The sequence below is a fragment of the Clostridium sp. LIBA-8841 genome (assembly GCF_057782475.1).
The window spans coordinates 3,262,174-3,275,049 of the sequence record NZ_CM173488.1; the positions used below are offsets into that span (position 1 = coordinate 3,262,174).

The window sequence follows — 12,876 nt, forward strand, 5'->3', positions numbered from 1 at the left end:
ATAAATCCAAGTCTTGCCTGCTAATCCAGTAACAATCCTAGCTATTCTCTTTTATTACAGATATAACTCTGTGAATATGCATTGTTAAATATAATATTTCGTCATCACTAACTTTATAATTGTACTTTGTGCCCATATAATCTTTTATTTTTACGGCACATTCATATGCATCCTTGTAATTAACCTTAATTACTTCTAAAAATGAATTTTCTTTATTTTCGCTTTGAGTATCTGTCATAACTCTTTTTGCAAAATACTTCAAATGCGTAAGTAGCCTATCATAACTTATATCGTCATCATCAAACTCAACTGAAAAATTGTATCTTATGATATTTAAAATTCCTTTTACTATGTTAGTCATTTTTGTTGATTGACTTGCTGTCTCTTGATAGGTAGCATTTATTATATGTAATGCTATAAATCCAGCTTCATCAATAGGTAGTGATATCTTTAATTTTGAATTAATATGATCTACCGCCCAAAGTCCAATTTCAAATTCTTCTTTATGAATCCTTTTTATTTCATGTAAAAATTCATTTTTAATTTTAATGTTTTTTTGATATCTTTTAATTGAAAAAGCAATGTGGTCTGCTAGAGAAATGTAAACTTGTTTATCAAGCTTTCTATCTAGTGTTTTTTCAGCATGTATTATTATCTCATGAGCTAATTGAAAAATACCATCTGGAATTTGATTAATAAGTCTTTTTATCTTATCTCCTACTCCACGTTTATCAACAGTAAATGTTTTTTCTATTTTACTGTTATCAATCTCTTGACCTACTTTTTTCTTAAAAGCTATTCCACACCCCATTAAAATAACTTCTTTCTTAGTCTTTGGGTCTATTGATACTACTACATTATTATTAAGAATTTTCTCTATGATCATAGATTTGTCAACTCCTTGGTCTTGAGAAAATAAAAAACCTAAATTAAGAAAATAGTGTACCTTTCTTAATTTAGGTATTGCCTGCTTTACAGTAACAATCCTGTTCTATAATTACACTGTAATTATAGCATCAGATTTTGCTTCTGTAAAGCTTTTATTCGTTTTATCTACATCTTTCGACTTTATTTTTGTGACGCTAATGCATCGTATATTTTTGAAAGATTTTCTTTCATAGCATCTAAGTAACTTATACCATCTTCATTACTTTCTAATGTATATATTTTCTCAATTTTTCCTCCAACCTCATTTGCTAATGTTTGTGATATTTTCTCACTAGCTAATTCAGGCATAAAGATTGTTTTTATATTATTCTCTTTACAGAACTTAACTATTTCTTGCATTTTTTGAGGAGTTATTTCTCCCTCTCCAAAAAGATTTTCAACACTAACTTGTTTTAAACCAAATTCTCTGCATAAATATCCAAACGCTGCATGCCCAGTAACAAAATCTTTGTTAGTTAATCCATTGAACTTTTCTTTATACTCATTTGCTAAAGAATCAGCTTGCTCTGAAAACTTATTATAATTCTCTTCATAGTAAGCTTTATTTTCTGGATCCACTTCAACTAAAGCATTTTTTATATTTAATGCTTCCACTTTTGCTCCATTTAAACTCAACCAAAGATGAGGATCTACTTTATCCCCTTCTTTTAATACATCTGCTCCAGTAGATGCATCTACTGTTTTAACCTCTTTATTTTCTATTGTATTAAGCACTTGATCTATCCAATGTTCCATACCTAATCCATTATAAACAAAAACTTTCGCTTTATTTAATTCAAGTAAATCTTGAGTTTTAGGTTCAAAATCATGTGGTTCTGCTCCGTTAGGAACCATTGTTTTTATATTCACCTTATCTCCACCGATTATTTCAGTAAATTCTCTTAAAGGCTCAATGCTTACAACTACATCTACTTTTCCGTTATCTTTGTTATTTTCAGCAGTTTTAGCACTTTGGCATCCAACAAAAAAAGCTGCCATAATTATACCTAAAAAAACTGTAATTAATTTCTTTCCCATATTCCCTCCAGTTTGCAAATGATTTGCATTATTATAATATAAACTTTATATTACTTTTCTATTATTGTCAATATTTATAAAAAAACTATCATAGAAAGTAAAAAAATAAGACTCTACCATTAATTCCTTTGATAAAGTCTTATACTCTTTAAACTTTAAAGCTCTATTATATTTATATTTTCTCTTTCCTTTAAAAGATTAATTTCTCTCTTTTGACAAGTAAATAAAATTATTTGATTCTTTTCTGATCTTCTATATATTATATCTAACATAGTCTTTAATCTTTTATCATCATATTGAGTAAAACTTTCATCTAGTATTATAGGAACTTTTTTATTTTCAAATATTATATCAATAATACCTATTCGAAGAGCTAAATATATTTGATCATAAGTTCCACTACTAAGATAATTAGTATCCATAATAGCATTATTTTTTGTATTTTTAACAACTAAATTATAATCCTCTGATACCTTTAAATCCTTATATACTCCCTTAGTTACTTCTCCAAAAACCTCTTCTACTTTTTTATTTATTACAGGCCCGAAGCTCTTTTGAAGTTCTTTAAAAGCTTTCTCCATATACTTTGCTGCAATCTCTATACCTTTTAAATTTTTTTCTAACAATTTGATTTTTTCTTTTACTTCTGCTAAATCTTCATCTATTATAAATAAACTTCTACAGGTTAATTCTTTACTACTTATTAGATATTCTACATCTTTTATTTCTTTTTCAACATTCAATAATTCATTATTTTTGCTCTTTATTTCCTTTAAAATTTCTTCTTCACTATAATAATCTTCCTCAATATCCTTAGTTAATTCATACTTAAGTCCATTTTTAACTTCTGCTACATCTCTTCCTTTAAGTAACAGCTTACAACTTTCCATTACCCCATTTAGTTTATTTTCTAAACTTTCCTTATATTCTATCTTTTTTAATATTTCATCTAAACTAAAATATACTTCCCTTAATTCCTTGTTTTGTAAAGATGTATTGATTAAATAATTTCTAATTCTACTCTCTAAGCTTAGAATATTATGATTTAACTCACTTAAATTTTCTTCTACTTCTTTCAATTCTGCTTTTTTTCTATTTAGCAAATCTTCTTGATTTTTCTTTTCTCTTGAAAGCTCCAAGATTTCCTCTAAAGAATTTGCTCTAGTAACCTTTAGAAGCTTTTCTATAAAAGCTTGATTATTTGATAATATTTCCTTAGTTTCTTCTTCTTTCAATAGAACTAAACTTTTTTCTTTTTCTTTGATTTCAATTGAAAGAATATCTAATTCTTTTTTGATAAATCTATAATCTTCTAATGTTTCCTTAATAGCATAATCATTTTTTACATTAAGAAAATTTTTATATTCATTAATTTTATTTTCTAATGATTTTAATTCCTCTTTTTCTTTTATAGAATTATCTATTTCACTAATTATCTCATTTATATTATTTTTTTCCTTTTTATAAGAATTGCTTTTAGCTAACAAAAAGATAAATGATAACATTCCAACTATTGCCAATGCTAAATTTATTATATTTTCACTCTTTAAATAATTGAAAAAGAAAAAAAGAAAAATTACTCCACTTATAATTTCTCCTATTCTGCATAAAAGAATCTTCTTTGAAAAGCTATTGTCTTTATCCTGAAATTCTTCTAAATCATCTTTAAAATCATTTTTCCCTAAATTATATCTTTTCTCTAAATCATATTTTTCTAAATCACTTTCTATTTCAATTACTAAACTATCATTTAATCTTAAAGCATTTAAATGACTTAAAAAATCATTTTTCTTTTCATTTAATTGATAGAGTCCACTCTTAATTTCTTTTATAACCTCATAGTTTTCCTTTAGCTTACTTTCCTCAACTCTTAACTCAATTAGCTTAGTTTCTAAATTATTTGATAACTCATTTAAAATCCCATATTTTTTTAATTTTTCGTTGTATTCATTTATAGAGTCTTTTAATTCACTTATTTTCTCTTCTTTTTCTTTCATAGAATTTTTTAGAACTTCATGATTTCTGAATTCTTCTTTTAATTCATTAATCTTTTTTAGGTCACATATAGCTTGTACATCTTTTAATTCTTCCAATAAAGTTCTTAGATTATTTTCTAACTCTTCTTTTTTATTTAAGTATTCATTTATATTTTCATACTCATTTTTTAGTTCTGATTTTTTCAGATGTTCCTTTGCTTGTTCTAGTTCCTTAATTCTAAGATTTAAATCCTCTTTTTTTAATTTTAGTTTATTCAAATATACTTCATTTTCTATATTTTCTTCATGAATAACTATTCTTTTATATCGTTCTTCTAAAAGATTGCTTTCTTTGACCTTTAATAAATCAAGCTTCCCTGTTTTTCTTAAATTGGTTAATTGCTTTTTATTTTCATTTAAATTATTTTTTATTTTTTTATAAGAAACTTCATCTGCTCCGCACTCTAAAATATTTATAATCTTATTTAAGACATCATCTTGTTTAGAATTTTCTACACTACATCCCATTTGACTTATGAATAGAGTGTTTTTAAATCCATCTGCTGAAATATTTAATATATCTTTTCCAGGCTCTTGCCAAGAATATTTATTTATTTTCTCTCCTGTTATATTATTAAAAATATTTCCTTCATCGTATTTCTTAGTCTTTCCAAAGCTTCTATCTATTAAAAGTTCTTCATTTTCTACTTCTATAAGTAACTCTCCTGAAAATGTACTTTTTCCTATTGGAGTATATTTTGCTCTATCTGCTAAAGATTTTTTACCTTTTTTGTTATCAACGCCATATAGCATAACCTTTATGAAAGATTGTAGTGTACTTTTACCACTTTCATTTTCACCATAAATTATGTTAAATCCCTCTTTTAATTCTAATTCTTTATTTTCTAATTTCCCAAAGGATTTTGCATTTATTTTCTTAATTATCATTTAAATTCACTTCTCCATCTAAAAGACTTTCCATACCAAATCTAAAAGCTATATCAAGTATTTCATCATCCTCTTCTCCTGATTCAAAAGCATCTTTTATTAGGGAACAAAAAATACCTTTAATTGAATATTCATTACTAAGCTCATCTATATCTATTTTAATTCTAGTAGAGTTCTCAATCTTACAATAAAAAAATTTCTCTCTAATTAAATTTTCCAATAAATCAGTGTCAATTTTAAAATGCTCCTCTATATTTCCTTTTAATATAACTTTAAATAAATTTTTTACTCTTGATTCTTTTGAAAAAGTATTTAATATTTTTTCGATTATTTCTTCCTTAGTTTCACATCCTGATACATCAACTTCTTTTATGAAATATTCTCTTTTATTCATTTTTACAAAGTTTAAATCTACTGCTCCTAAAGTTACATTTCCTAATATTATTCCTTTGTTTCCAGCTTCATCAAACCCTCTTCCCTCTGGACAACCTACATACGCATAATAAGTTTTACCGATTTTCTTTATTCCTGAAAACTTATGAATATGACCTAAAGCTATATAATCCATATTACTAGCTTCTATCTCTTTAAATAAAAGAGGATTGTATTCTCCAACTTCATTATTTCCTAACTCTCCATGTAGAAGCATAATTTTTATTAAATTTTTATCATCTTCTTCCACTCTAAAATCTTTTAGTTGTGATTCCCTAATATACTTATCATTGAATGATGCTCCATATACCACTGTGTTTAATTCAGGTATTTCTACCCTCTCCATTTGATTATTAAATATATAAACATTTTTTCCCCAACTAATCATGTTATAAAAAGATTTTTTATTATAAGGATCATGGTTTCCAGCAGCAATAAATACTTTTATATTATGCCTACTTAGTTTATCCATCTGATCTTTTATAAAAATAAGAGTACTCTTTTCCACAGTATCATTGTCAAAAAGGTCTCCTGTTAAAAGAATTAAATCAACTTTTTCATCTATTCCTTTATTTATTATTTTACTAAAGCATTCTCTTAATTCTGCTCTTCTCATTACACCTATTTCTTTTGGTAATTCCTTAAAAGGAGTATCAAAATGAATATCGCTACAATGTAATATTTTTACCTTTTTCAACAGCATGACACCTCGCTTATTCCAATTTATTCTAATTTTATCATAGAGAATGTCAAAAAAAAAGACTATCTAGAGGATGTAACATCCTCTAGATAGCTTTTTGCGGTAGAAGTTTAAGCTTCATGTTTTGGTGGTTTACCTTCCATAACACTTCCTCCTGCTATATCTTCAGAATCACTATGTAGGTTATCTTCAATGGTCGTTTCTGCGTTTGTTTCTGCAATGCCCATATATATTACCTCCTACTTTCAAATGAATCTTTGGTTTAATTAAGTACTAGCGAAAGGGTTATTATTTTAACTGACTTTCATAAGCTTCTACCATTCTTTTTACCATTTCGCCGCCTACGGAACCACATTGTCTTGAACTTAGGTCTCCATTATAATCTGAGAATGGTACACCTAGCTCTCTAGCTACCTCAGTCTTGAATTTACTTAATCCATTTTTTGCTTCTGGAACTAATGTTTTTGACATTTCTAATTCCTCCTTTGGCTTTGGTAATTTGTAAGCTTGAAATTTGTTTATCTCTTGCTTACACTATTATATTAACCAGAATGCAGATTATAAACCTATGAAATAGAAGGATTTTTATCTATATAATGCCAATATAATATAACTCTCTTTCAAAGCAATTTAGACTCTTAAAAAGTAACTACCAATGAAAATTCACCTAAAACCTCTATATAATTATTTATCTTTTAATTTTTAATACTACACCTAATCCTATTAATAACATAGCTATTTGTGCTACAGTTTCTCCACCTATAGGAGATCCTGTATTAGGAATCTCATTTTCTTTTTTGTTGTTTTCTTCAACATCTTCTTGATTATTATCTATTTTATTTTCATTATTTTTTTGATTTTCTACATTTTCATCTACTTTAGGTAATTCTTCCTTACTAGCCTCATTATTTCCTTCATTATTTTTTTCTTTGTTTTTATCTGAATTTATATTAGCATCTTCTTTATCTTCTTTAGGTATATTATTATCCACATCTTCTTTAGATGTATTATTATCCACAGGCAAATCCTTCTCATTTATTGATGCTAAATTAGTATATTTTCCATCTTCAGAGCTAGGTATTTTTAACTCTCCTGAATTAACTAAATCTCTAACTTTTTTATAGTTTTCTGAGTTTGGATCTATACCTAGCAAACGCCAATTATTTTGTTTTTTTGCATTTATAACACCATTTTTAACATTTTTAATATAATCTATAGCTAAATTTCTTATTGTTCCTTCTTCTTCTCCATAAGCAGTTTTAGAATCCCAAAGTTTTTTAAAATCTTTACCTTCAAAGATTCCTCCCTTTCCTTGTAATTGTCCAAGCCTATATGAATTCATTCCTAATTTTAAGACATCTGTATCCTTAAGTTCCCTTCCATCCTTATATTTAACATCCTTAATTCTATTTCCTTCTTTTTCTCTTAAATCAATTTTATAAGTTATTCCACCAAACATATCATTAGTACTGTATTTAGATGCTCTTCTTTTAGGATTAAAACTTGGAGTAATGTCTCCTGGATTTAATGTATTAAAATATCCAGCAGCCCATTCCATGTATTTTTTTAAGTCTTTTCCTGTTACTTCATAAACGCTTATTTCTCCACCAGTATATCTATAGTTATACGCTATATCTTTTTTCTTTATTTCTCCTAAATCTAACTTAGCTTTATCATTATCTATAGCTAATGCTATTACATCAGCCTTACTATAATACTTTCCAACTTCATGAAAGAAGTCAATTAATGGAGTATCTTCTATATGTATTGTAGGTATTCCTTTTATGTAATCTTCATCTACCATATTAACCCCTTCAAGTCTTCCGATAACTGAATTGGCATCTTTACGCAACTCTTCGTGAAAAGGCTTTAATAGATTTTCTATTTCTTTATCTGATTCTACATTAGCCACTGAAATAGTATTAGTGCTTTTATTTTTTAATACATTTTTACCATTTTCTTTTTTGAATGTTAAATCTATTTTTGAGACAGCCTGTCCATATTTTCCTGGTTCAGTTATAATTACTCCATTTATAATATCGTTTTCAACTAGTTTATGCATATGTCCACCTATAATTGCTGTAAGTTCAGGACACTGATTAGCAATATCTCTAACACCTGTATTCGGGATTTCATTTTCATTATCTAAGCCCATATGCATAACGCCAATCATAGCATCAACTTTTCCATCTAATTCTTTTATAATCTTTTTTGTTTCTTTAACTGGATCTCTAAACTCAATTCCTTTTATATTATATGGTTTTTCAAATTCTTTTATCATAGGAGTATCCATTCCTATAATGCCTATTTTTATTCCGTCTCTTTCTATTATAGTATATCCATCCATATATCTTGTTCCATCGTCATTATAGATGTTACCCGCTAATACTTTTCCTTCAAATTGATTTGTTACATGCTTAAGAACATCTAATCCAAAGTTAAATTCATGGTTTCCCATTTCCCAAACATCATATTTCATCTTATTCATACCTAAAACCATAGGTTGCTTAGGTCCTTTATTAAAAGTTTCAACAAAGTTATCTTGAATTGAGTCACCTGCATCTACAAGAATTACATTTTGATTCTCTTTTCTTTCTTTTTTTACAATTGTTGATATTTGTGATAAGCTTCCTGAATTATTTTCAGTATCTGATGCATAATCCCAAGGAACAAATCTTCCATGTATATCTGAAGTTCCTAAAATAGTAACTTTAGTTTCATTAGAAATTTCCTCCCCCTTAACGACTTTATCATTAAAAAAACATAGATTTAATGATAAAAACATAATTGTAGCAAAACTTAATGGTTTAATAATTTTTCTCACTATTCTTTATCCCCTTTACTTTTAAACTGTACAGATAATATTATACATCGTTTTAAAATCGTTTACAATTTTTATATATTTTACACATTTTATAATATAAACATCTTTACAAAAACCAATATTTTTTTTAAAATTAAGCAAAAAAAAATCAGTAAATTAATTTACTGATTTTCTGGCAGGGGCAGTAGGACTTGAACCCACAACCAATGGTTTTGGAGACCACTACTCTACCAATTGAGCCATACCCCTATAATATTATGTTATAATTTGTGTTAATTGGCAGGGGCAGTAGGACTCGAACCCACAACCAATGGTTTTGGAGACCACTACTCTACCAATTGAGCCATACCCCTGAACACAGAATTTATTATATATTAAAAATAAACTTAACGCAAGGGTTTTTTATGTAAAATTTTATTTTTAATAAAAAATACATATTAATTCCTTGATAAAATAGTCTTATATTTACTCATAAAAGTAGAGTATATTCTATTTTCAAACCTATAAATAAGGATTACTAAAATTTCTTTTAAAATATACTCTACTCTATACTCTTAACTATTTTATTATGCTAATTTAAATCCTGAATCTTTCAATTTTTTCTTTATATTATTAATATCTCCATTCTTAATTCTAACAATGACTTCTTTAACCTCAGTTAAACTTTTTGTATCTATAATAACTACACTTAATATATCTCCCTCTTCTTGAGATATTATTTTAGTCATCTTTGATAATTGTCCTGGAACATCAAAAGTTCTTATAACTATTCTTTCTCCCTTGTTAAGGCCAAAGGCATTATTGAACTCTTTAAATACAGCTTTATGAGTTAATATTCCCTTAAAATTATCAAATTCATCTACAACAGCAACAAAAGAAATTCTCATTTTTTCTAACATAGCAACTGCTTTTTCTATATGTTCTTCCTTACTTATTATAGGAATTTCTGTTTTAAAAATTTCTCCCACAGTAACATTATTCAATAACTCTTCTTTACTTAAATTATTTTTAAAATAATGCTCATATATACAGCTTTTAGACACTGCCCCCCTAAATTTATTGCCATCTACTACAGGAATTGATAAAAAATTATTATCATCCATAATTTTTAATGCATCTTTAAGTATAGTTTTAGAAGTAACCAAATCAAGATTGTCCTTCTTTGTCATAACAGCCTTTACTAACATACAAATCCCCCCAATTCCTAAATTTACATACTTTATAATAATATTATACTATTATCCCATTATATAATTATCTAATTATATTAAATTTACAAAAGTATCAATTAAAGAGTCTTTTGCCCTTTAAAGGTTAATATTATAATAATTTTATAGGTGTATGTTTTATTAAATCTCATAGAAAATTTGAATCATTTAAAACACATAATAAAACTTAAAATATCTTATTAAATCTAGCATCTCTTTTCTTTTTCTTTAAATTTGGATAGAATGATTAAAGAGTGTTAATTTGAAAGGAGTTCTTTATGGAATTTATAGTAGATAGTGTAGAGAAAACTATGCATATTGGAAGACAACTTGGTTCTCTTGTAAATAAAGGAGATATTCTTTGTTTAACTGGCGACTTAGGAACTGGCAAAACTCATATAAGCAAAGGAATTGCAGAAGGATTAGGAATTGATGAGCATATAACTAGTCCAACTTTTAATATAGTTAATGAATATCATAGTGGAAGATTAACTCTTTACCATTTTGATGTTTATAGAGTTAATGATCCAGATGAAATTGAAGCAATAGGATTTGATGAATATATCTTTGGTGATGGCGTAAGCTTAATTGAATGGGCTAACTATATAGAGGAACTTATCCCAGAAGAATATATACATATTAAAATAGAAAAATTACCTGATATGGGTGAAAACTTTAGAAAAATAACTATTAATAGTTATGGAGATAGATATAACTACATAAAGGAGATAAAAGAATGTTAGTATTAGCTGTTGACTCTTCTTCTAGCACTGCTACATGTGCCTTAGTAAATGAAAAGGGAGTTCTAGGAGAAATAAACTTAAATGATAAAAAACAACACTCCGTTTTATTAATGGATTTAATAGATGATTTACTTAAATATAACGACTTAAAAATCAAAGATTTAGATGGATTTGCTATTAGCGAAGGACCTGGTTCATTTACTGGTCTTAGAATAGGAATGGCAACTATTAAAGGGTTAAGCTTTGGAAGTAAAAAGCCTTCTGTTTGTATTTCTTCTCTTGATACCTTAGCTTATAACATATCAGGCTTTAAAGGGATAATCTGTCCAATTATAGATGCTCTTAGAGGAAATGTATATGCTTCTCTTTATAAAAAAGACGGAGATGAGCTTATTTCCCTTAGTGAAAAAGAATGTATTTCCTTAAATGACTTAGTTGAAAAAATTAAAGAGAGAAATGAAGATGTTATCTTTGTTGGAGACGGAATAACTAAGCACAAAGCTTTCCTAAAAGAAGCTCTTCCTAACTGTTCTTTCGCACCTAATCATTCAGCTTATCCAAGAGCAGCATCAGTTGGAGAATTAGGATTAAGATTATTAGAAAATGGAGTTTATCATGATTTAAATACATATGCTCCAGTTTACTTAAGAAAATCTCAAGCTGAAAGAGAATACGAAGAAAGAATGAGATTAAAATAATGAGTTCTTATAAAATAGAACCTATGAACTCTTCTCATATAGAAGGTGTTTTTGAAGTAAGTAAACTTAGCCTTACGGAGGCTTGGAATATAGAATCGATTGAAAATGAGCTTTCAAACAAGTTAGCAAAATACCTTGTGGCTCTAGATGAGAATAAGGTTATAGGCTTTCTTGGAATGTGGGTTGTTTTTGGTGAAGGAGATATAACAAACATAGCTGTTCATCCAGAATATAGAAAGCAAGGAATTGGAAATCTATTAATGGATAATCTAATTACTTTATGTAAGGAAAATAACATAAATTCTCTTACTCTAGAAGTAAGAGAATCAAACCTTCCAGCACAAAATCTTTATAAAAAACATGGATTCAAAGAGGAAGGGATAAGAAAAAACTTCTACCACAATCCCAAAGAAAACGCCATAATAATGTGGAGACACAATATTTAAATAAAAAAGAGCCCTAAATTAGAGCTCTTTTTTATTATCCTAAATTTTCTTTCATAGGTTTGTCTAGCATAGGTTCAACTTTGAACACTGATACAGATAGCTTTTTATATAGTACATATGTTATTCCACATACTAAAATCGCTTTTATTCCGTTAAATGGAATTAATCCAACTGTTACATACTGCATTAATTCTGCCTTTGACATAGCCATACCATAGGCTGGAAGTAATAAATATACATTAGCTAATATTCCTACTATTTCTATAGCTAATATTCCTACTAACATTCCTAATATAGCAGTTTTCTTAGTCTTATTTCTCTTATAAATCATTGCTGCTGGCCACACCAAAGATACTCCAACTAAGAAATTAGCAATTTCTCCCACAAATCCTGTTCCAGTTCCCTTTACTATTAAAATTAATAAGTTTTTCATAAGTTCTATTATGACTCCTGATAATGGACCGAAAGCAAATGCTCCCATAAGTGCAGGCACATCACTTAAATCGATCTTTAACCACGGGAATATTGGTATTACTGGAAAATCAATGTACATAAGAATTACTGCAATAGCAGATAAAAGTGATAATTTAATAAATTTGTTTGTGTTTAAGGTTTTTGTTTTCATTTTGTCCCCTCCCAAAAGTTAATTCCTCTGGGGCTACTAAGTCTTTAATGACTTCATTCAAGCATAAAAAAGCCCTGATACGTAATTATATCAGGGCATATAGATTCAGAATTTAAATCATTAAACACTCATCTTCTTTCATCCAGACTATACTGTCGGCCTCGGAATTTCACCGAATCATGCTAAATTTAGCTCGCGGGCTTTACCGCCGGTGGGGACTTACACCCCGCCCTGAAGACTTTTTATTTATTTGTTATAATTTTAACTCTTTTTTATTTAAATTTCAATATATTAAATACTGAAATATATTA

11 protein-coding genes, 2 tRNA genes and 1 riboswitch are annotated in these 12,876 nt (G+C 27.6%); of the genes, 3 read left to right on the forward strand and 10 right to left on the reverse strand.

The window, feature by feature from the left end; translation table 11 throughout:
• Positions 1–37: 37 nt before the first annotated feature.
• From licT to AC2A4K_RS14355, 9 genes are all read right to left on the reverse strand, one after another.
• A complete protein-coding gene (gene licT / locus AC2A4K_RS14315) occupies positions 38–886 on the reverse strand; it encodes a BglG family transcription antiterminator LicT (protein WP_322503164.1) in 849 nt (282 codons plus the stop codon).
• A gap of 182 nt (positions 887–1,068) precedes the next feature.
• Positions 1,069–1,965, reverse strand: coding sequence for a metal ABC transporter substrate-binding protein (locus AC2A4K_RS14320; protein WP_322503165.1), 897 nt, complete (start codon positions 1,963–1,965; stop codon positions 1,069–1,071).
• A 155-nt stretch (positions 1,966–2,120) separates the two neighbouring features.
• Positions 2,121–4,889: an ATP-binding protein gene (locus AC2A4K_RS14325; RefSeq protein WP_322503166.1), complete on the reverse strand. Its 2,769-nt coding sequence runs from the start codon at positions 4,887–4,889 to the stop codon at positions 2,121–2,123.
• Positions 4,879–6,024 carry a metallophosphoesterase family protein gene (locus AC2A4K_RS14330; protein ID WP_322503167.1) on the reverse strand — a complete coding sequence of 382 codons (1,146 nt, stop codon included), beginning with the start codon at positions 6,022–6,024 and terminating at the stop codon, positions 4,879–4,881. The genes AC2A4K_RS14325 and AC2A4K_RS14330 overlap by 11 nt, the downstream gene beginning before the upstream one ends.
• Before the next feature lie 285 nt (positions 6,025–6,309).
• Positions 6,310–6,492, reverse strand: coding sequence for an alpha/beta-type small acid-soluble spore protein (locus tag AC2A4K_RS14335; protein ID WP_322503168.1), 183 nt, complete (start codon positions 6,490–6,492; stop codon positions 6,310–6,312).
• Positions 6,493–6,709: 217 nt separating this feature from the next.
• Positions 6,710–8,845 carry a bifunctional metallophosphatase/5'-nucleotidase gene (locus tag AC2A4K_RS14340; protein ID WP_322503169.1) on the reverse strand — a complete coding sequence of 712 codons (2,136 nt, stop codon included), beginning with the start codon at positions 8,843–8,845 and terminating at the stop codon, positions 6,710–6,712.
• A 173-nt stretch (positions 8,846–9,018) separates the two neighbouring features.
• A tRNA-Trp gene (locus AC2A4K_RS14345) sits at positions 9,019–9,094 on the reverse strand.
• Positions 9,095–9,122: 28 nt separating this feature from the next.
• Positions 9,123–9,198 (reverse strand) — tRNA-Trp (locus AC2A4K_RS14350).
• A 213-nt stretch (positions 9,199–9,411) separates the two neighbouring features.
• Positions 9,412–10,032, reverse strand: coding sequence for a CBS domain-containing protein (locus AC2A4K_RS14355; RefSeq protein WP_322503170.1), 621 nt, complete (start codon positions 10,030–10,032; stop codon positions 9,412–9,414).
• A gap of 299 nt (positions 10,033–10,331) precedes the next feature.
• Here AC2A4K_RS14355 and tsaE point away from each other — a divergent pair, with 299 nt between their 5' ends.
• From tsaE to rimI, 3 genes are read left to right on the forward strand one after another with little or no spacing between them, the layout of a single operon-like run.
• A complete protein-coding gene (gene tsaE, locus AC2A4K_RS14360) occupies positions 10,332–10,796 on the forward strand; it encodes a tRNA (adenosine(37)-N6)-threonylcarbamoyltransferase complex ATPase subunit type 1 TsaE (protein WP_322503171.1) in 465 nt (154 codons plus the stop codon).
• Positions 10,790–11,494 carry a tRNA (adenosine(37)-N6)-threonylcarbamoyltransferase complex dimerization subunit type 1 TsaB gene (gene tsaB / locus AC2A4K_RS14365; RefSeq protein WP_322503172.1) on the forward strand — a complete coding sequence of 235 codons (705 nt, stop codon included), beginning with the start codon at positions 10,790–10,792 and terminating at the stop codon, positions 11,492–11,494. Before tsaE ends, tsaB begins: the two co-directional genes overlap by 7 nt.
• Positions 11,494–11,940 (forward strand): ribosomal protein S18-alanine N-acetyltransferase, encoded by a 447-nt coding sequence (gene rimI / locus AC2A4K_RS14370; protein WP_322503173.1) that lies wholly within the window; start codon positions 11,494–11,496, stop codon positions 11,938–11,940. Before tsaB ends, rimI begins: the two co-directional genes overlap by 1 nt.
• 34 nt (positions 11,941–11,974) lie before the next feature.
• On the opposite strand, the gene AC2A4K_RS14375 is transcribed toward rimI, so the two are convergent.
• The gene (locus AC2A4K_RS14375) at positions 11,975–12,565 is read right to left on the reverse strand and encodes an ECF transporter S component (RefSeq protein ID WP_322503174.1); all 591 of its coding nucleotides are present in this window, start codon (positions 12,563–12,565) and stop codon (positions 11,975–11,977) included.
• Between the two features lie 126 nt (positions 12,566–12,691).
• A riboswitch (FMN riboswitch) is annotated at positions 12,692–12,808 on the reverse strand.
• Positions 12,809–12,876 lie beyond the last annotated feature (68 nt).

Coding starts and splice junctions, on each gene's coding strand:
- licT (WP_322503164.1), bottom strand. CDS start 886: ATGATCATAGAGAAAATTCTTAATAATAATGTAGTAGTATCAATAGAC.
- AC2A4K_RS14320 (WP_322503165.1), bottom strand. CDS start 1,965: ATGGGAAAGAAATTAATTACAGTTTTTTTAGGTATAATTATGGCAGCT.
- AC2A4K_RS14325 (WP_322503166.1), bottom strand. CDS start 4,889: ATGATAATTAAGAAAATAAATGCAAAATCCTTTGGGAAATTAGAAAAT.
- AC2A4K_RS14330 (WP_322503167.1), bottom strand. CDS start 6,024: ATGCTGTTGAAAAAGGTAAAAATATTACATTGTAGCGATATTCATTTT.
- AC2A4K_RS14335 (WP_322503168.1), bottom strand. CDS start 6,492: ATGTCAAAAACATTAGTTCCAGAAGCAAAAAATGGATTAAGTAAATTC.
- AC2A4K_RS14355 (WP_322503170.1), bottom strand. CDS start 10,032: ATGTTAGTAAAGGCTGTTATGACAAAGAAGGACAATCTTGATTTGGTT.
- tsaE (WP_322503171.1), top strand. CDS start 10,332: ATGGAATTTATAGTAGATAGTGTAGAGAAAACTATGCATATTGGAAGA.
- tsaB (WP_322503172.1), top strand. CDS start 10,790: ATGTTAGTATTAGCTGTTGACTCTTCTTCTAGCACTGCTACATGTGCC.
- rimI (WP_322503173.1), top strand. CDS start 11,494: ATGAGTTCTTATAAAATAGAACCTATGAACTCTTCTCATATAGAAGGT.
- AC2A4K_RS14375 (WP_322503174.1), bottom strand. CDS start 12,565: ATGAAAACAAAAACCTTAAACACAAACAAATTTATTAAATTATCACTT.